Origin of the sequence: Nocardia coubleae NBRC 108252 (genome assembly GCF_001612805.1) — a bacterium.
GTDB lineage: Bacteria > Actinomycetota > Actinomycetes > Mycobacteriales > Mycobacteriaceae > Nocardia > Nocardia coubleae.
Window position 1 is genome coordinate 84,282 of sequence record NZ_BDBD01000005.1, and the last position, 17,983, is coordinate 102,264.

The following is a 17,983-nucleotide window of genomic DNA, read 5'->3' on the forward strand; positions in this document are numbered from 1 at the left end:
ACGGCGGCCGATCCCCAGCCGTGGGACAGGACCCGCGATCCTCATGCCGTCCCAGCCCGGTCCGAATTTGTCGCGCGGACGAATCGAGATCCCCAACCACTCACGGCTGCGATGAGTTCCGGCGGTTCGATGATGGTGAACTCGGCCTCCACCCGGCCGAGGAGATAGGTGGGCCAGTCGAGGGAATCGACGGTCTGCTCGACGCGGGTGCGGTTGCCCGGCAGAGGCGTGATGGCGCACCAGCGGCCCACCCGTGAACGGACGTGCTCGGGGGACGCCTCTATCTCAGCGACCACCCTGTAACCCGTTCGTGCACCGCCTATTCCGTTGCGAACGAAAGTGGCCGCATCGGAAGCGGGCAACTCGCGCGGGCGGAAGTGGATTCCGGTGGCATGGGAGTCGGTGAGGCGGTCCACGCGGAACGAGCGCCAATCGTGACGGCCGAGGTCGTAGGCGACGAGATACCAGCGGCGGCCGAGGGAGACCAGGCGGTGGGGTTCCACCTCGCGGCTGCTCGTCCGACCGTCGGCGGCGGTGTAGGTGAAGGTGAGGCGTTCCTCGCGGCGACAGGTGAGGGCCAGGTCGGTGAGGACCGAGGGGTCGACGTCGGAGAGCGGGACGGCGTGCCAGCCGGCGGAAACTGTCATGGCGCGCAGGGCATCGACGCGGCGGCGCAGCCGGGCGGGCAGGACGGTGCCGAGCTTGCCGAGAGCGCGCACGGAAGGTTCGGCGAGGCCGTCACCAGCGCCTTCGGAACCGGCCTGTAGACAGACGGTGATCGCGACGGCCTCGTCGTCGTCGAGTACCAGCGGGGGCATGGCCGCGCCCGCGGCCAGCTGATAGCCGCCCTCGATGCCGGGGCGAGCGTCCACGGGGTAGCCCAGGTCGCGCAGGCGGTCGATGTCGCGGCGCAGGGTGCGCGGTGACACCTTCAGCCGCGCCGCGAGTTCGGTGCCCGGCCAGTAGCGGTGGGTCTGCAGCAACGACAGCAGCCGCAGGGTGCGTGCACTGGTATCAGCCATATTCCCAGTATCCGTTCATTGCGGACAGAAACTGACCGCAATACCTTCTACCTTGGGATTCATGACCGAAACAGTGCTCGACACCGAACGCGCCGACCTCCTCGAGATGCTGGCCAAGCACCGCTACTTCCTGCGCAACACCACGCGCGACCTCACCGACGAACAGGCCGCGCTGCGCACCACCGTGAGCGAACTGTGCCTGGGCGGGCTCATCAAACACGTGGCCGCGGTGGAAGCGAACTGGGCGAAGTTCATCGTCGAGGGCCCCGCGGCGGGCCCGAGTTTCGACTCGATGACCGAGGAGCAGCTCGCGGAATGGACCAATGCCTTCCGCATGCTGCCGGGCGAAACGCTCGCCGGACTGCTCGCCGAATACGACCAGGTCGCGGCCCGCACCGACGAACTGGTGCGCACGCTGCCCGACCTGAACGCGACCCAGCCGCTGCCCGAGGCGCCCTGGTTCGAACCCGGCGGCCGGTGGAGCGCGCGACGCACCTTCATGCACATCATGACCGAGACCGCGCAGCACTCGGGCCACGCCGACATCATCCGGGAGGCCCTCGACGGGGCTAAGTCGATGGGCTGAGTTCGCTCAGCAACTCCTCGGCCGCCGCGCGATGCTGTTGCGCGGCAGCCGGATCGGTGTCGTCGAGGACGTCGGCGATGCCCTGGTTAGCCCTGGCCTGCTCGAACCGGTACCCGAGTCGTGGTGCGAGGTCGAGGGTTTCGTTGTACAGGCGCAGCGCCTCGTCGGAAAGCCCTGCCAGTCGGCATGTTTCGGCGTAGCCGTTGAGGAAGTGGATCTTCCAATGCGGTTCGAACAGGTCGTCGAGCAGGGCGAAGGCCTCGCGGTGGCTGTCGAGGGCCTCGTCGTAGCGGCCCATTTCCCGCAGGGCGACGCCGCGACAGTTCAGGCACCACGCCTCGTTGTGCTTGTGACCGTCGGCGCGGGCGGCGGTCAGCGCGCTGTCCAGATGCCGCAGGGCCGCATCGGGGTCGTCGGGGGCGATCGAGACGCCGAGGGCGATCTGGGCCTGCAGCGACGGCGGCTGGTCCGGGTCGTCGGCGGAGATGCCGAGTGCGCGTCTGGCCAGCTCGGCCGCCTCGTCGCGTTTGCCGAGTTGCAGCATCGCCCAGGCCTCGCCGGCGAGTGCGTCGGCGGCGCTCAGCGGACAACCGCTGCGCGTGTAGAGGTCGTGGGCCTGGCGGAACAGTTCGAGCGGTTCGGTGACATCGCCTTCGTCCCAGCGCAATTGGGCGCAGCGCATGGTGAGTTCGGCGCGGGGCAGCGGGTCGCCCGCCTCGGCGACCAGTGGGGCGGCGGCGGCATAGGCGGCGGCCGCCTCGGCCATGCGGCCGGCGTTGTAGCGGGCGAAACCCAGATCGCTGTGGGCTTCGGCCAGCTGACGCGGATCACCGAGTTGTTGTGCGGCGCTGAGGGATTGCTCGAACAAGGCATTGAGGTGGGTGGTGCCGCAGCGCCGTGCGAAGAAGGTGCGCAGGAAGCGGGGCAGTTCGCAGACGTGCTCGTTGGCGCCGATCTCCACGGCGGCGTAGAACACCGCCATCAGATTGGTGTACTCGCTGACGAACCAGAAGAAGGCGACGTCGCGATTCGGGAAGTGCGGCACCGCTTTCGGTGCGGGACCGGCCGACACGGGACGGGTCGGTGACAGGAACGGCATGGCGGCGTCGGCGGCGGCCGCGGTGTGCACGTAGTAGTCGAGGATGCGGCGCAGCGCCCGTTCGCGGTCGACGTCGGTGTCGTGTTCGGCGCTTGCCTGACGGGCGTGCCTGCGTACCAGGTCGTGCAGCCGGTAGCGCCCCTCGGCGGGTTGCTCCACGAGGTGGGCGTCGAGCAGGTCCTCGAGCATGTCGCGGGCGGCGCGCAACGGCACATCGGCCACCGCCGCGGCGACATAATCGGTGAAGGTGGAGCCCGGCACCAGGCCGAGCAACCGGAACAGGCGACGCTGGTCGCGATTGAGCTGACGCACCGACATCCCGAAGGCGGTATCGAATTCCGTTGCGCCCTCGGCCATTCGCTCGACCAGGATGCCCACCGACCAGCCGGGCCGATGCCGCAGCCGGGCCGCCGCGAGCCGCAGGGCCAGGGGCAGATTGCCGCACAGCCGCAACACTTCCGCCGCCTGCTCGGGTTCCCTGGCCAGCCTGCCGTCGGGACCCCGTGAATCGCCGCTGGCGCGGGCGAGCAGCTCGGCGCTCTCCTCGGGGATGAGCACGTCGAGGGTCACCGGCGGCACCTCGTCGAGTTCGAGCAGACGGTTGCGGCTGGTGATGATGGCGACCGATTCGCCTGCGCCGGGCAGCAATTGGCTCACCTGGGCGGCGTCGACAGCATTGTCGAGCACGATCACCGCCCGCAATCCGGCCAGTTCCGAACGCCAGCACGCCGCGCGCAGTTCGACTCCGCCGTCCTGCGGGACCTTTTCCGACGGGACGCGCAGCGCCGAGAGCAAGGCGCGTACGGCGGCGTCGGGATCGAGGGGCTGACGGCCGTCGGTGAAGCCGTGCAGGTCGAGATACAGCTGGGCATCGGGGTATTCGGCGGTCAGCTGGTGGGCGGCGTGTACCGCCAGCGACGACTTGCCGACACCGGCCATGCCGTCGATGGCCACCACCCGGTTCGTGCGCACGGCGGCGAGCACCTCGGCCAGGGCCTCTTCGCGACCGGTGAAGTCGGGGACGTCGCGGGGCAGGTCGTTGCGTGGGGGGACGGCTTCGGCGGGCAGGTTGGGTGGGGCCACCTGGCGGCTCGTCTTGGGCGGGGCGGGCAGCGGGTTGTTGGCGCGCTCCCACAGCGGGCGCAGCGGGCGCGGATCACGCTTCACCAGACGGCACAGTTCCAGCACGGCAGGCCACGGCGGCACCGTCTGCCCGTTGAGATAGCGCGACAGCGACGACGAACTCAGCCCCGTGTCGCGCGCCAGCGCCCGCACTCCGCGCCCGGACAGCTCCTGGAGCATGCGCAGCCGCGCCGCCAGCTCGTCCTGCGGGTACGCCCGCTGTTGCACCACCACTGTTCCGCACTCCGTGTCCCGGTATGAAACGACTATTTTCCCACCGACAATCCGGAGGTCAGAGCCGTTTTCCACTGTCCCAGAGTGTCCCACAGACCTCGTTTCGGAGCACGCGTCGGGCTGTTATAGGGACACACCGCTAGCAGCGGAGAACAAGCGAAACCGAGGAGAACATCATGCAGTCCCGTATGCAGAACCCCGCGATGATCCTGACCGGCGCGATGGGCCCCATCCAGGAGATCTTCGGCGCCATCAAGACCGGCGGCGTGGAAGGCGAGATCCTGGAGCTGGTGCATCTGCGGGTCAGCCAGATCAACGGATGCAGCTCCTGCGTCGACGCGGGCACCAAGACCGCACGCAAGGCCGGTGTCAGCGAGGAGCGCCTGGCCACCGTCGTCGCCTGGCGGGAAACGCCCTACTTCAGCGACGAGGAACGCGCCGCACTGGAACTGGCCGAGGCAGCCACCCGGATGGCCGACCGGGCCGATGCCGTCACCGACGAGGTCTGGGACCACGCGGCCAGCTACTTCGACGAGCGCCAGCTCGCCGCCATCGTGCTGATGATCGGCATCACCAACATGTTCAACCGGCTCAACGCCACCACCCGCCAGGTCGCCGGCGCCTGGGGCTGATCCCCTCCCACCACCCGAAAGGACCTTTGCGATGAGCACGAAGCAGCAGACCCACAGCGGTTTCTCCCGCTGGATGCAGCACAAGATGAATGCCCGGATGAACCGCAAGATCCGCCGCGGCAACGGCAGCTTCATGGGCATGGACGTGCTCATCCTGCACACCGTCGGCCGCCGCAGCGGTGAGCCGCGCCAGACACCGATCTCCTGGTTCTCCGACGGTGGCGACGGCTGGCTGCTGGTGGCCTCCGGCGGCAAGAACGGCGACCCCGACTGGTTCCGCAACCTGATGGCCCACCCCGAACAGGCCACCATCGAATTGCCCGGCGACCGGCCGGTTCCGGTCACCCCGCACGTGCTCACCGGCGCCGAACGGGCGAGTGCCTGGGACGCGATCACCACCGCCCAGCCCCGCTACGGCAAGTACCAGGCCAAGGCAGGCCGCGAGTACGCGGTCGTCCGTCTCACCACCTGACGATGCGTGTGCAAGCCCAGCGGCCCATCGAGCAGTTCCGTACCGAGCGATGGGCCGGGCGTCAGGCGGGCAGGAGTCTGCTGATCACCTCGGTGAGCTGGCGGACGTTGCGGCACTCGTGCATGGTGACGATGTCGGTGTAGGTGTCGGCGGCGGAATCGCCGGTCGACCATGAGCTCGACGGTTCCGGGTTGAGCCAGTACACCGCTTTCGCACGCTCCGACATCACTTCCAGCGCACCGAGATTCGGGTCGGTGCGGTTGGTGCGGGCGTCACCGAGGATCAGCACGCAGGTGCGTGGGCCGAGGGCGTCCAGATAGTGGTCGACGAAACCCTGGAAGGCCTCGCCGTAGTTGCTCGACCCGAAACGGGCCACCCCACCCTCACGCACAATGCTCTGCGCGAAGCCGGGCGGTGGGGGTTCACCCGGTGTGAAGAAGTGCGTGATCTCGGCGCACGTGTCGACGAAACCGAAACTGCGGACCTTGCTGAACTGGTCCTGCAGCGCCTGCACCAATTGCAGGGTGAACTCGGAGAATCCGGTCACCGACCCAGAAACATCCGCCAGCACAACCAGATCGGGACGACCGTGTCTGCGGGCGCGCAGCACCGGGTCGACGGGCACACCACCGGTCGCCATCGAACGGCGCAGGGTGCGGCGCAGATCGATCTGACCGCGCACCGCCTTCTTACGGCGCACCGCCAAACGGGTCGCGAGTTTGCGCGCCAGCGGATGCACCAACCGGCGCATCTCGGCCAGGTCCTGCTCGCGGGCGCCGAGGAAATCCGTTCGGTCCGCCGAGTTCTCGACACCGCGGCGGGCGATGTAATCGGTGCCGCGCAGTTCGGCCGAGCGCAGCCGGGCCTCGTTCTGCACCGCCGTCCGGAACTGGTCGACGCGTCGACGCGCTTCGATGGTGTGCACGGCGGCATCGAATTGCCCGGTGCCGCCCATGGTTTCGGCGACCTGTTCGGAGATCTCGTCGGGGCGAAGGGATTTCATCGTCAGATACGACGACCAGCCCGCACCCGATGCCTGCGTGACCCGGCCCGCGCTCTCCCCTGCCCCGCCGTAGGCGCCGAAAGTGTCGAGCGCCTCCCTGGCCAGTTCCGCCGTGTCGGCGCCCTGGACGAGGGTCGCGATCAGTCGGTCGCGCAGGGATTCCGGGTCGTCGCTCGGGCTCGGCACCGGCAGTTGTGTGCCGAGGAAATACAGGTCGAAGAGCTGGTCGAAGACCGAACGCTGACCGTTGCGGCGCAGCAGGCAGGCGGCGAGACCGGAGCGCAGGCGGTCGGTGTCGTCCATGCCGAGGGCGACGATCGCCGACGCGGCATCGATGGTTTCGCTGGGACCGGCGAAGATGCCGTGCTCACGCAGGAGACCGACGAAGTCCACCAGGCGATCGGTGGGCGCGGTCATGGCCGGGGGCTCTCCCCGTCGAGTGCCAGACGTTCGACGGCGACCCGATGGTCGGACTGATACTTCAGAAGCACGCCGAGGGTCGACCGCACCACCGACGAGGTGATCTCGCGGGTACGCAAGGCCACCAAGGTCTTCGCCCAGTCGACCGTCTCCGCGATCGACGGTGCTTTGCGCAACGGGAGCTGACGCAACGCGGCCACCGTGCGAACCACGGGCTCGGCCAACATCTCGTCCAATTCCGGGACCTTCAAGCGGACGATCGAACGCTCCAGCTCGGCGGTCGGGTAATCGATGTGCAGATACAGGCAGCGCCGTTTCAGGGCCTCGGACAGGTCGCGGTTGGCGTTCGACGTCAGCACGACGAACGGACGGCGCACGGCCTTGACCGTGCCCAGTTCGGGGATCGAGATCTGGAAATCACCGAGCACCTCGAGCAGCAGCCCCTCCAGCTCCACATCGGCCTTGTCGAGTTCGTCGATGAGCAGGACGGTGGGGTCCGGATTGCGGATGGCCGCCAGGAGCGGCCGGGCCAGCAGGAACTCCTCGGAGAACACATGATCGCGAGTGCTGTCCCACCCCTCGCCCGAGGTGGCGGTGATGCGCAACAACTGCTTGGCGTGATTCCACTCGTACAGCGCGCGGGCCTCGTCGATGCCCTCGTAGCACTGCAGCCGCAGCAGGTCCGCGCCCGCCGCGGCGGCGACAGCCTTGGCCAGCTCGGTCTTGCCGACTCCGGCGGGCCCCTCGATCAGCAGGGGCTTGCCGAGGTGATCGGCGAGGAAGACCGCCGTCGCGATGTCGAGGGACGGCAAGTAACCGGCCGCTGCCAGCCGGTCGGTCACCTGATCCACCGAGGGAAAGAAGTTACTCATCAGTAATGAGTATATCGAGAGGGTTCCCGACGGTTGCGGTAGCGGCCCGGAGTCACGCCGACCGGGCGATGGCGGCGGCGATCCCGTCGAGGATCAGCTCCAGACCGAAGGCGAAATCGTCGTCCGCCGATTCGTCGTCCGGCGGGATATCGGCGAAGGCCTGGGCGGCGAACAGGGCCGCGATCTCCGGAAAACCGGAGAGGTCGACGGCCGCCACATCACGCTGATACGCGGCGAGGTCCTGCGCCTCGGTGAGCTGGTCGGCGCCGCGCCGTTGCGCCATGTGCCGGTCGGTGACGAACGCCTGCCGGACATAGCCGCCGACGACGGTGATCGCACCGATCTTGGCGCGCCAGTCCAGGCCGGTGTCGCGTAGCGCGGCAAGGCCCGCGTCCATCCAGGCGAGCGCATTGATGCCGCGCGGGGGGCCGGCGACGGGTATCTGGGTGACCCAAGGATGACGGGCGAACGCGGCACGCTGACCATTCGCCCAATCCCGCAGGGCCGCACGCCAGTCGGACCCGATGGCAGGCGGCGAGCCGAAGGCGGCGTCGGCCATCAGGTCGGTGAGGCCGTCTCTGGAACCGATATGACGGTAGAGCGACATCGCGGTGACATCGAGTGCCGCAGCGACTTTCGTCAGCGAAGCGCCACGTAGACCGTCGCGATCGGCGAGTGCGATGGCGGTCGCGACGATGCGTTCCGCGTCCAACTCGGCCGGGCGGCCGACGCGCGGCCGTGGCTTGCCGGTCACCGTCTCCTCATTCGTCGGGGTATCGCCAACTTAACATAAGCCCTATAGTTTAATCCCTATACTAATTCGAAGCCGGGGTCGCCTGCCCGGCAGTGAGGTCCGATAGCTATGGGTATCAACAGAATTCAACGGATCACCGGGGCGGCCGCGTTCATCGGCGCGGGCTGCACACTGATCGAATTGCCGCTGTACTTCGTGTACCCGGGCGCACCGCCGGACGCGAACGTGCTCACCCGCTGCTTGCTCGGACTGGTCGCAGCGACGCTGTTCGTGGTGTTCATGAGCGGATTCGCCCACCTGGTCCGCCGGCGTGACCCGGCACGCGAATGGTTCGGATCGCTGGCCGCCGCCGCCGGAACAGCTTGGCTCACGGTGGTTTTCGTATCGACGGGGCTCGAGGTGGGCGCGGTGATCGCGGCACCCGAACCGATCGACCCCACCATCACCGTTACCGGAACCTACATCCTGTACGGCACCGTCGCGCGACTGCTCGAAGGACTGTTCCTGGTGGCTTTCGCGACCGCGGCCGCACGGCTGCTCCCCCGCTGGTGCATCGTGATCAGCTGGGCGCTGGCTGCGGTGAATTTCGCGTTCGTGCCGTCGTTGTTCTTCGGGAACGTTCCGGCCGAGTTCTACGCGGCCAACGGGTGGGGTACCACCGCGACCGTCGGTGGGCTCACCCTGCTGTGGTTGTTCGCGATCGGCAGCGCGCTGTTCTTGTCGAGCCGCGACGCTGCCGACCGGCCTGCGGTGTCAGTACGGGTGGGCGGCGGCCTGCACCCGGCCGGAATCGATCGCGGCGAGTAGGGCGTCGCGGTCTACGACGGTCTGGTCGGCGTAGGCGAGGGCGAACTCGCTCATCGCGCTGTCGAACTTGTCGCTGTCGCCCAGGTAGGAGTTGATCGCCAATCGGTCACCGGAGCGGGCGTGGGCGCGGGCGAGTACGCCGCCGCACAGGCCCGCGTATCCGGTGAGCTCGTGGTGGCTGAGGGCGCCGATGTCGACCGAGCCTTTCATGTCCTTGAGCTGACGCCAGTAGAAGTAATTGCCCGCCGGGCCCGTCGCCCAGCCGAGGAAGATGTCGCTGGCAGCCTGCATCAGGCGCTGGCCGGCCACCACGCGGTGTCCCTGATGGTGGTACTTGCTCGGCTTCGTGTGTGCGGCGAGAACCGACACTTCCGCCTGCTTGACCTGCAGGAACAGCGGGGCGCCCGATTCGGAGTCCATGAAGAGCACGATGAAACAGCGAGTGCCGACGCTGCCGACGCCCACCACCTTCATCGCCATGTCCACGACGGTGTAGCGGTCGAGCAGAATGCGCAGCTCGTCGGGCAGGCTGCGGCGGTAGTCGCTGAGGACCGCCTTGATGTCCTTCTCCGTGAGGGCCTCGATCGGCACCAGCAGCGGCGGTTGGTTCTTGATCCGGGGCACACCGTCGCCATCGGGTTCGGTGAGTTTCTCCAGCGCGTCGAGGCTGGTGCGGGTCCGCGCGGATTTGATCGTCTTCTCCGCGAGCTTGCGCCGCTTCTCCTTCGGGATCGTCGCCGTCACGACGTCGGCGTCGACGCGCTCGTACCAGATGGCGAGCGAGTCGAGTTCGGCCATCGCGGCCATCGCCTCCCGGTAACCGCGCGCGGCGGCCTCGGCCGCTCGTCCGGCCCGCTGGTCGGAACAACCGTTGTCGCGGGCGGCGACGGCGACGCTGGCGGCCAGGCGTTTCACGTCCCATTCGAAGGGGCCGGGCAGGGTCTCGTCGAAGTCGTTGACGTCGAAGACGAGGTTGCGTTCCGGGGAGGCGTACAGCCCGAAATTGGACAGATGCGCGTCACCGCAGAGCTGCACGGTCAGCCCGGTGTCGGGACCGCTCGCCAGATCGGCCGCCATGATCGCGGGCGCCCCACGCAGAAAGGTGAACGGCGAGATGGCCATTCGCGCATACCGGATGGGCAGCAGGCTCTGGACCCGCGACTCCCCCTGCCGCTCCAGAACCGTCACGGGATCCTCCCGCTTCGGCCCCGCCCGCCACTCCCCCAACCCCGAACGCGAAACCATCTTCCGCGCGGCACGCCCCAACTCCACCGCATCACGATCGAATTCCTCGACGGTTGTCATCGGGCAAGTCTTCCGCTACACGGTCCGAACGGCAAGACCAGGACATCCGCGTATCCGACCGTGTCGCCGCAAACCCCATGCAAACCGAAAGGGTAATGCGGCCTGCCCGGTCGATCAGCGCACAAGGAGCGTATCGAGGCACTCTTCCAGGTCACGACCACGATGAAAACCGCGCTCGGTGATGAGGCGCACCGCGTTGCGTGCCTCTTGGATGTCGTGCTCTGTCGCCGCCGCGATCAGTTCGTGCAGGTCTGCCAGATCCTGCGGGCGCGTGTTGTCATCACGCGAAAGAAGTTTGAGCGTTCCGGCGCAAGCGGATCGTGGCGAGCCGTCCACTGTCGTGCTCGACGGACGCGTACATGACGTAGCCCGCGTCGAACATGCTTCGCACCACAGCTTCGGCATCGGCGTCGTCGCCTACTGCGACTGCGAGGTCGATGTCGTGTGTGAATCGGGGAATCGAGCGAGCCGAGACGGCGAACCCACCGACGAGGGCCCACCGATACCCCAGCTTGTCTATATCGGCTCGCGCGCGCCGCAGCGCAGATTCGAGTGCGTTCACGCGAATCGGGCGGTCGGCTGACCGACTGCTTCACCGGTTCCAGATCGGGACAAGAGCCAGGCAGCGACCTTGGCGTCGATTTCGGCTGCCGGTGCATTCGGATACAGACGACGCATCCGTGTGCGGTACATCTGCACGCCGAATTCGGACATCTCGAGGGCAAGCCGCAGCCTCTGAGCTGGTGTTCCTTCTGTCACTCCCCCAGGTTACGTCAGAACGCCGACGGACCCGTTCGCACATGCGAACGGGCCCGTCGGGGAACTGCGGAACTTACGCGGTTTCGGTGATGGGGCGGTCGACCCAGCTCATCAGGCCGCGCAGCTTGGCGCCGGTGACCTCGATGGGGTGCTCGGCGTTGGCCTTGCGCAGGCCCTCGAGCTCGGTGTTGCCGTTCTCGACGTTGGCGACCAGGCGCTTGACGAAGGTGCCGTCCTGGATGTCGGACAGGATCGCCTTCATGCGCTCCTTGGTGCCCGCGTCGATGACGCGCGGGCCCGAGAGGTAGCCACCGAACTCGGCGGTGTCGGAGACCGAGTAGTTCATGCGGGCGATGCCGCCTTCGTACATGAGGTCGACGATCAGCTTCAGCTCGTGCAGCACCTCGAAGTAGGCCATCTCCGGGGCGTAGCCCGCCTCGACCATGACCTCGAAACCGGTCTTGACCAGTTCCTCGGTGCCACCGCAGAGCACGGCCTGCTCACCGAACAGGTCGGTCTCGGTCTCTTCCTTGAAGGTGGTCTTGATGACGCCGGCGCGGGTGCCGCCGATGCCCTTGGCGTAGGACAGCGCCAGCGCCTGGCCCTCACCCTTCGGGTCCTGGTCGACGGCGATCAGGGCCGGAACGCCCTTGCCGTCGGCGAACTGACGACGCACCAGGTGGCCGGGGCCCTTCGGGGCGACCATGGCGACGGTGACGTCGGCCGGGGGCTTGATCAGACCGAAGTGGATGTTGAGGCCGTGGCCGAAGAACAGCGCGTCGCCGTCCTTCAGGTTGGGCTCGATGTCGTTGGTGAAGATCGACGCCTGGGCGGTGTCGGGCGCCAGGACCATGATCACGTCGGCCCAGGCCGAAACCTCGGCGGGGGTGCCGACGGTGAGGCCGGCCTCTTCGGCCTTCGGGCGCGACTTCGAACCCTCGGCCAGGCCGACGCGCACGTCGACACCGGAGTCGCGCAGGCTCAGCGAGTGCGCGTGACCCTGGCTGCCGTAGCCGATCACGGCGACCTTGCGGCCCTGGATGATCGACAGGTCAGCGTCGTCGTCGTAGAACATCTCGACTGCCACTTGATTGGTCCCTTCTGATGATGGTTAAGAAAAGTTATCGCGGAGGTCGCTGAGGTCGGCTCAGCGGGTCGCGGTGATGGACTTGGGACCGCGGCCGACGGCCACGACACCGGACTGCACGATCTCGCGGATCCCGTACGGCTCGACCATGCGCAGCAGCGCGTCGAGCTTGGACCGGGTGCCGGTCGCCTCGATGGTGAGCGCGTCGGGCGACACGTCGATCACCTTGGCGCGGAACAACTGCACGGCCTCGATCACCTGCGTGCGCACCGAGGCGTCGGCGCGCACCTTCACCAGGATCAGCTCGCGGGCCACCGACGCGTCGGCGTCCTGCTCCACGATCTTGATGACGTTGACCAGCTTGTTGAGCTGCTTGGTGACCTGCTCGAGCGGCAGATCGTCGACGGTGACGACGATCGTCATGCGCGAGATCTCGGGAATCTCGGTGCCGCCCACGGCAAGAGACTCGATGTTGAAGCCGCGGCGCGAGAACAGGCTCGCGACACGCGCCAGCACGCCCGGCTTGTCCTCGACGAGAACGCTCAGCGTGTGGGTCGTACTCATGCTTCGGTGCCCTTCTCGAATGCGCCCTGCTCACGTTCCATCGCCTCGTGGATGACGGCGGGTTCGGAGACCTGCTCGTCGTCGTCGAACAGCGGGCGGATACCGCGGGCGAACATGATCTCGTCGTTGCTGGTGCCCGCGGCGACCATCGGCCACACCTGGGCGTCCTTGCCGACGATGAAGTCGATCACGACCGGCCGGTCGGTGATGGCCTGCGCCTGGCGGATGGCGTCCTCGACCTCGTCTTCCTTCTCCACGCGGATGCCGACGCAACCCAGCGCCTCGGCCAGCTTGACGAAGTCGGGGATACGCAGGGTGTGCGTGCCCAGATCGGTGTTGGAGTAGCGCTGTTCGTAGAACAGGGTCTGCCACTGGCGGACCATGCCGAGGTTGCCGTTGTTGATGAGCGCGACCTTGATCGGCACACCCTCCACCGCGCAGGTGGCCAGCTCCTGGTTGGTCATCTGGAAGCAGCCGTCACCGTCGACCGCCCAGACCTCCTTCTCCGGAGCACCCATCTTGGCGCCCATGGCGGCGGGCACCGCGTAACCCATGGTGCCCAGGCCACCGGAGTTCAGCCAGGTGCGCGGCTTCTCGTACTTGACGAACTGCGCGGCCCACATCTGGTGCTGGCCGACACCGGCGCAGTACACCGCGTCGGGTCCGGCCAGGCGGCCGAGGGTCTCGATGACGTATTCCGGCGACAGCGAACCGTCGCTCGGGGTCTTCCAGCCCAGCGGGTAGTTGTCGCGGATGTCGCTGAGGTAGGCCCACCACTCGGTGAGGTTCAGCAGCGGCGCCGCACCGGACTGCGGGTCGGCCTTGAGGGTCTCGATGAGCTCGATGATGACCTCGCGCGCGTCACCGACGATCGGGACGTCGGCGTGGCGGTTCTTGCCGATCTCGGCCGGGTCGATGTCGGCGTGGATGACCTTCGCGTCGGGCGCGAAGGAATCCAGCTGACCGGTGACGCGGTCGTCGAAACGGGCGCCGAGGGTGATCAGCAGGTCCGACTTCTGCAGGGCTGCAACAGCACCGACGGTGCCGTGCATGCCGGGCATGCCCATGTTCAGCGTGTGGCTGTCGGGGAACGCGCCACGCGCCATCAGGGTGGTGACCACCGGGATGCCGGTCAGCTCGGCGAGTTCGAGCAGTTCGGCCGAGGCGTCGGACTTGATGACACCGCCGCCCACATACAGCACGGGCTGCTTGGACTCGAGGATCATCCGGGCCGCTTCGCGCACCTGCTTGCCGTGCGGCTTGGTGACCGGACGGTAGCCGGGCAGACGCATCTCCGGCGGCCACGAGAACGTGGTCTGGGCCTGCAGGGCGTCCTTGGTGATGTCGACGAGCACCGCGCCCGGACGGCCGGAGGAGGCCAGGTAGAACGCCTCGGCCAGGATGCGCGGGATGTCGGCGGGGTCCTTCACCAGGAAGTTGTGCTTGGTGATCGGCATGGTGATGCCGGAGATGTCGGCTTCCTGGAAGGCGTCGGTGCCGACCAGGCTCGACGGCACCTGGCCGGTGATCGCCACGATCGGGACCGAGTCCATCTGGGCGTCGGCCAGCGGGGTCACCAGGTTGGTGGCGCCGGGGCCGGATGTGGCCATACACACACCGACCTTGCCGGAGGCCTGCGCGTAACCGGTCGCCGCGTGACCGGCGCCCTGCTCGTGGCGCACCAGCACGTGGCGGACCTTCTTGGAGTCGAAGAGCGGGTCGTAGACGGGAAGGACCGCACCGCCCGGAATGCCGAATACGGTGTCGACGTCGAGCTCTTCGAGGGATCGGACCACCGACTGCGCGCCGGTGACGCGCTCGGGCGCGACCTGGCGACGGGCGGGGGTGGTCGCCGGGTTAGCGGCTCCCGTTGAAGGCGCTGACCTGCGGGCCGATGGCCCGGGTCGTGCGGTAGGTGCACTCACCGTCTTCGTTCCTAACTGTGTTGTTCTGACTCCGGACTGGCGCGGAATTCGCCGGAACACAAAAAAGCCCCCGATCAGCGCATGGCTGTTCGAGGGTGGCGCGTCGCAACGCGAGCTGACGTATTCGACTCAGGCAGTCAGGCTCAACGCTGGACGCGCCGGCCGAGTACGAGCTCGCTTCGATTCACGGCTACGACGTTATTCGTGTGTGAACCGATGAGTCAAACAGGCTACCTTTCGTGTCCCATTATGTGGGACGCGAGTGGTTGCGTGGGTCCGTATACCGAGATGCGAGGATGGTGGGGTGTCATCACCGCATCAGTCCGTGCCACCGGCTAAATCGTCCCACACCGCCGACGAGACGACCGCGACGGGTCGGCCCGCGCGACCCGGTGGCCTGCGCGCCGCCGGTCCCGGCAGGCTCGCGGCCATCGCCGCGGTGGTACTGGCGTACCTGATCTTCGTCGTCGTCGGCACCGCGCAGGACTGGTCGCTCGGGCTGCGGATCGGGCTCGTCGTGCCGACCGCCGTCGTCGTGTGGTTGCTGATTCCACGCAAGGAGAGCGGGCCGACGCCGGGCGTGCACGTGATCGGTGTGCCACGGCTGGCCTACATCGGCGTGCTGGTCCTGGCGTTCTGCGTGTTCTTCGCGTTCGTCGGCTGGCCGATCGCCCTGTGGTGGCTGCTGCTGGCGCCGGTGATCGCCGTGTGGTGGGTGACGCGCACGCACACAACGGTTTCCGATGCGGGGCTCGACCTCTCCACGATGGTCTCCTCGAAGCACCTCGACTGGGCACAGGTCAAGGGCATCAGCATCCCCAAGCGTGGTTACATCCGGGCCCGGCTCGCCGACGACTCCGAGGTGAAGCTGCCCGCCGTCGGTTACGACCGGTTGCGTGAGCTGATCGAGGCATCCGACGGCCGGTTGCCTGATGTGTTCGCGGCGGCCGAAGCTGCCGAAGCCGAGCGTCTCGCCGCTGAGCGCGCGCAGGCCGACGCGTCGACCGACACCGATGCCGACGCGCCGGGAGCACCCACCGGCGAGACCGAAACGCACTCCGGCGAGACCGAGGAGCCCGGCACCACACGGTGACCACCTCGCCCCGGCCCGACCCTGGGCGCCGCGGAATGCCGAGCCACTCGGCACATCGGCGCCGAGAGCTACGCGCCACCGAGCGCACTGTGGGAATCCACACGATGCCGCACAGAGTTGCACCGGTAAGCTGACGGCACCGGGCACCCTCGCGCCGACGGCACCACCGCGGCGACACCCTCCGGAGCGACACTCCCGCCTCGAGCCCGGTTCCCCACCCCTGCACCGACGACCGGCGCGACGCGACCACCGCCCGCCGGAGTAACGTGCAGGGTTGCCGGACGCACCGCGCCCGCGCTCTGTGCCGCGCAGGTCAGCCCCCTGCGCGCCCGCCGCGAGCGCACCCAGCGACATTTGACGAGGACTCCCATGCCACCGCTTCGCTCACGCACCACCACCATCGGCCGCAATGCCGCGGGCGCTCGTTCGCTCTGGCGCGCGACCGGCATGACCGACTCCGATTTCGGCAAGCCGATCATCGCGATCGCGAATTCCTACACCCAGTTCGTGCCCGGCCACGTGCACCTGAAGAACATGGGCGACATCGTGGCCGAGGCGGTGCGCGCCGCCGGTGGTGTGCCGCGCGAATTCCACACCATCGCCGTCGACGACGGTATCGCCATGGGCCACGGCGGCATGCTCTACTCGCTGCCCTCCCGCGAGATCATCGCCGACTCGGTCGAGTACATGGCCAACGCGCACACCGCCGACGCGCTGGTGTGTATCTCCAACTGCGACAAGATCACTCCCGGCATGCTCAACGCCGCGATGCGCCTCAACATCCCCGCCGTGTTCGTCTCCGGTGGGCCGATGGAGGCCGGTAAGGCCGTGGTCGTCGACGGTGTGGCGCACGCACCGCTCGACCTGGTGAGCGCGATCTCGGCGAGCGCGAGCCAGGCGGTGTCCGACGAAGGCCTCGACGAGGTCGAACGGTCCGCCTGCCCCACCTGTGGTTCGTGTTCGGGCATGTTCACCGCCAACTCGATGAACTGCCTCACCGAGGCGCTCGGCCTCGCCCTGCCGGGCAACGGTTCCACCCTCGCCACCCACGCCGCGCGCCGCGCGCTGTTCGAGCGGGCGGGCACCGTCATCGTCGATATCGCCAAGCGCTGGTACCAGGACGACGACGCCTCGGTGCTGCCCCGAAACGTCGCCAACGCCAAGGCCTTCCGCAACGCGATGGCCCTCGACGTGGCGATGGGCGGTTCAACCAACACGGTGCTGCACACTCTCGCCGCCGCTCAGGAAGGCGAGATCGACTTCGATCTGCAGACCATCGACGAGATCAGCCGCCGGGTGCCGTGTCTGTCGAAGGTGTCGCCCAACTCCGACTACCACATGGAAGATGTGCACCGCGCCGGCGGCATTCCCGCCATCCTCGGTGAGCTGCGCCGCGGCGGCCTGCTCGAGTTGGACGTCACCACCGTGCACACCGCGAGCTACGAGGAATTCCTCGACACCTGGGACATCCGCTCCGGCAAGGCTTCCGAGGAGGCCATTGAACTGTTCCACGCCGCCCCCGGCGGGGTCCGCACGGTGGAACCGTTCTCCACCAGCAACCGCTGGTCCTCGCTCGATACCGATGCCGCCGGTGGCTGCATCCGCGACATCGAGCACGCCTACACGGTCGAAGGCGGGCTGTGCGTGTTGCGCGGCAACATCGCTCCCGACGGCGCGATCCTCAAGACCGCGGGCATCGACGAGGAACTGTTCACCTTCGAGGGCCCGGCCGTGGTGGTCGAGTCGCAGGAGGAGGCGGTGTCGATGATCCTCGGCAAGAAGATCCAGCCCGGCGATGTGGTCGTCGTGCGCTACGAGGGCCCGGCCGGTGGTCCCGGCATGCAGGAGATGCTGCACCCCACCTCGTTCCTCAAGGGCCTCGGCCTGGGCAAGGTGTGCGCGCTGATCACCGACGGCCGCTTCTCCGGCGGCACCTCGGGCCTGTCGATCGGTCACGTCTCCCCCGAGGCCGCCTCCGGCGGTGTCATCGGCCTGATCGAGAACGGCGACCGCATCCGCATCGACGTCCACACCCGTGCCCTCGAGGTGCTGGTGTCCGACGAGGTGCTCGCCGAACGCCGCGCGAAGATGGAAGCCTCGGAGCGCCCGTGGCAGCCGGTGAACCGCGACCGCACGGTCACCACTGCCCTGCGCGCATACGCGGCCCTGGCCACGTCGGCCGACAAGGGCGCGGTCCGCAAGCTGCCGTAAGTCGAAAAGAGATGGC

General features: G+C 67.9%; 18 protein-coding genes. 6 read left to right on the plus strand and 12 right to left on the minus strand.

All coding sequences use genetic code 11. From position 1 onward, the window contains the following. Positions 1-41 precede the first annotated feature (41 nt). Positions 42-1,022 (minus strand): helix-turn-helix transcriptional regulator, encoded by a 981-nt coding sequence (locus tag NCO8_RS05205; RefSeq protein ID WP_067636848.1) that lies wholly within the window; start codon positions 1,020-1,022, stop codon positions 42-44. 61 nt (positions 1,023-1,083) lie between these two features. Between NCO8_RS05205 and NCO8_RS05210 the strand changes: the two genes are divergently transcribed. Continuing rightward, positions 1,084-1,608, plus strand: a complete 525-nt coding sequence (locus NCO8_RS05210) for a DinB family protein (protein WP_067636851.1) — start codon at positions 1,084-1,086, stop codon at positions 1,606-1,608. On the opposite strand, the gene NCO8_RS05215 is transcribed toward NCO8_RS05210, so the two are convergent. Beyond that, on the minus strand, positions 1,592-4,063 hold the full coding sequence (locus NCO8_RS05215) for an ATP-binding protein (RefSeq protein ID WP_245655243.1): 2,472 nt from the start codon (positions 4,061-4,063) through the stop codon (positions 1,592-1,594). The two genes, NCO8_RS05210 and NCO8_RS05215, sit on opposite strands and share 17 nt — an antisense overlap. Positions 4,064-4,239: 176 nt before the next feature. On the opposite strand from NCO8_RS05215, the gene NCO8_RS05220 reads away from it, so the two are divergent. Continuing rightward, the gene (locus tag NCO8_RS05220) at positions 4,240-4,695 is read left to right on the plus strand and encodes a carboxymuconolactone decarboxylase family protein (protein WP_067636853.1); all 456 of its coding nucleotides are present in this window, start codon (positions 4,240-4,242) and stop codon (positions 4,693-4,695) included. Between the two features lie 31 nt (positions 4,696-4,726). Then, entirely contained in the window at positions 4,727-5,167 is a 441-nt protein-coding gene (locus NCO8_RS05225; RefSeq protein WP_067636856.1) for a nitroreductase family deazaflavin-dependent oxidoreductase, read from the plus strand. Between the two features lie 61 nt (positions 5,168-5,228). On the opposite strand, the gene NCO8_RS05230 is transcribed toward NCO8_RS05225, so the two are convergent. Genes NCO8_RS05230 through NCO8_RS05240 form a run of 3 tightly spaced genes read right to left on the minus strand, consistent with a single transcriptional unit; the run spans position 5,229 to position 8,216 of the window. Further along, the gene (locus tag NCO8_RS05230; RefSeq protein ID WP_067636858.1) at positions 5,229-6,587 is read right to left on the minus strand and encodes a vWA domain-containing protein; all 1,359 of its coding nucleotides are present in this window, start codon (positions 6,585-6,587) and stop codon (positions 5,229-5,231) included. Next, positions 6,584-7,462 (minus strand): AAA family ATPase, encoded by an 879-nt coding sequence (locus NCO8_RS05235; protein WP_067636861.1) that lies wholly within the window; start codon positions 7,460-7,462, stop codon positions 6,584-6,586. The genes NCO8_RS05230 and NCO8_RS05235 overlap by 4 nt, the downstream gene beginning before the upstream one ends. Before the next feature lie 52 nt (positions 7,463-7,514). Beyond that, positions 7,515-8,216, minus strand: a complete 702-nt coding sequence (locus tag NCO8_RS05240; protein ID WP_067636863.1) for a TetR/AcrR family transcriptional regulator — start codon at positions 8,214-8,216, stop codon at positions 7,515-7,517. A gap of 108 nt (positions 8,217-8,324) precedes the next feature. On the opposite strand from NCO8_RS05240, the gene NCO8_RS05245 reads away from it, so the two are divergent. Beyond that, positions 8,325-9,023, plus strand: coding sequence for a hypothetical protein (locus tag NCO8_RS05245; RefSeq protein WP_067636865.1), 699 nt, complete (start codon positions 8,325-8,327; stop codon positions 9,021-9,023). On the opposite strand, the gene NCO8_RS05250 is transcribed toward NCO8_RS05245, so the two are convergent. The 7 genes from NCO8_RS05250 to NCO8_RS05270 form a co-directional block, all read right to left on the minus strand. After that, positions 8,970-10,328: a DUF2252 domain-containing protein gene (locus NCO8_RS05250; RefSeq protein WP_067636867.1), complete on the minus strand. Its 1,359-nt coding sequence runs from the start codon at positions 10,326-10,328 to the stop codon at positions 8,970-8,972. The genes NCO8_RS05245 and NCO8_RS05250 overlap by 54 nt on opposite strands. Before the next feature lie 114 nt (positions 10,329-10,442). Beyond that, positions 10,443-10,664 (minus strand): hypothetical protein, encoded by a 222-nt coding sequence (locus NCO8_RS32980; RefSeq protein ID WP_245655246.1) that lies wholly within the window; start codon positions 10,662-10,664, stop codon positions 10,443-10,445. Beyond that, the gene (locus NCO8_RS32985) at positions 10,609-10,890 is read right to left on the minus strand and encodes a nucleotidyl transferase AbiEii/AbiGii toxin family protein (protein WP_067636869.1); all 282 of its coding nucleotides are present in this window, start codon (positions 10,888-10,890) and stop codon (positions 10,609-10,611) included. The genes NCO8_RS32980 and NCO8_RS32985 overlap by 56 nt, the downstream gene beginning before the upstream one ends. Beyond that, positions 10,887-11,087: a hypothetical protein gene (locus NCO8_RS32845; RefSeq protein WP_369689844.1), complete on the minus strand. Its 201-nt coding sequence runs from the start codon at positions 11,085-11,087 to the stop codon at positions 10,887-10,889. Before NCO8_RS32845 ends, NCO8_RS32985 begins: the two co-directional genes overlap by 4 nt. 73 nt (positions 11,088-11,160) lie before the next feature. Next, positions 11,161-12,162, minus strand: coding sequence for a ketol-acid reductoisomerase (ilvC, locus tag NCO8_RS05260; protein ID WP_174550273.1), 1,002 nt, complete (start codon positions 12,160-12,162; stop codon positions 11,161-11,163). 72 nt (positions 12,163-12,234) lie between these two features. Beyond that, the gene (gene ilvN, locus NCO8_RS05265) at positions 12,235-12,738 is read right to left on the minus strand and encodes an acetolactate synthase small subunit (protein ID WP_067493262.1); all 504 of its coding nucleotides are present in this window, start codon (positions 12,736-12,738) and stop codon (positions 12,235-12,237) included. After that, positions 12,735-14,663 (minus strand): acetolactate synthase large subunit, encoded by a 1,929-nt coding sequence (locus NCO8_RS05270; RefSeq protein ID WP_067636873.1) that lies wholly within the window; start codon positions 14,661-14,663, stop codon positions 12,735-12,737. Before NCO8_RS05270 ends, ilvN begins: the two co-directional genes overlap by 4 nt. Before the next feature lie 304 nt (positions 14,664-14,967). On the opposite strand from NCO8_RS05270, the gene NCO8_RS05275 reads away from it, so the two are divergent. Together NCO8_RS05275 and ilvD are read left to right on the plus strand one after the other, a co-directional pair. Continuing rightward, on the plus strand, positions 14,968-15,756 hold the full coding sequence (locus tag NCO8_RS05275; protein ID WP_245655244.1) for a PH domain-containing protein: 789 nt from the start codon (positions 14,968-14,970) through the stop codon (positions 15,754-15,756). A gap of 369 nt (positions 15,757-16,125) precedes the next feature. Next, entirely contained in the window at positions 16,126-17,967 is a 1,842-nt protein-coding gene (ilvD, locus tag NCO8_RS05280) for a dihydroxy-acid dehydratase (RefSeq protein WP_067636875.1), read from the plus strand. The last annotated feature ends 16 nt before the right edge of the window (positions 17,968-17,983 follow it).

What these genes read in the sequence shown, in the direction of transcription:
- NCO8_RS05205 (WP_067636848.1), bottom strand. Translation starts at nt 1,022, where the DNA reads ATGGCTGATACCAGTGCACGCACCCTGCGGCTGCTGTCGTTGCTGCAG.
- NCO8_RS05210 (WP_067636851.1), top strand. Translation starts at nt 1,084, where the DNA reads ATGACCGAAACAGTGCTCGACACCGAACGCGCCGACCTCCTCGAGATG.
- NCO8_RS05220 (WP_067636853.1), top strand. Translation starts at nt 4,240, where the DNA reads ATGCAGTCCCGTATGCAGAACCCCGCGATGATCCTGACCGGCGCGATG.
- NCO8_RS05225 (WP_067636856.1), top strand. Translation starts at nt 4,727, where the DNA reads ATGAGCACGAAGCAGCAGACCCACAGCGGTTTCTCCCGCTGGATGCAG.
- NCO8_RS05230 (WP_067636858.1), bottom strand. Translation starts at nt 6,587, where the DNA reads ATGACCGCGCCCACCGATCGCCTGGTGGACTTCGTCGGTCTCCTGCGT.
- NCO8_RS05235 (WP_067636861.1), bottom strand. Translation starts at nt 7,462, where the DNA reads ATGAGTAACTTCTTTCCCTCGGTGGATCAGGTGACCGACCGGCTGGCA.
- NCO8_RS05245 (WP_067636865.1), top strand. Translation starts at nt 8,325, where the DNA reads ATGGGTATCAACAGAATTCAACGGATCACCGGGGCGGCCGCGTTCATC.
- NCO8_RS05250 (WP_067636867.1), bottom strand. Translation starts at nt 10,328, where the DNA reads ATGACAACCGTCGAGGAATTCGATCGTGATGCGGTGGAGTTGGGGCGT.
- ilvC (WP_174550273.1), bottom strand. Translation starts at nt 12,162, where the DNA reads ATGTTCTACGACGACGACGCTGACCTGTCGATCATCCAGGGCCGCAAG.
- ilvN (WP_067493262.1), bottom strand. Translation starts at nt 12,738, where the DNA reads ATGAGTACGACCCACACGCTGAGCGTTCTCGTCGAGGACAAGCCGGGC.
- ilvD (WP_067636875.1), top strand. Translation starts at nt 16,126, where the DNA reads ATGCCACCGCTTCGCTCACGCACCACCACCATCGGCCGCAATGCCGCG.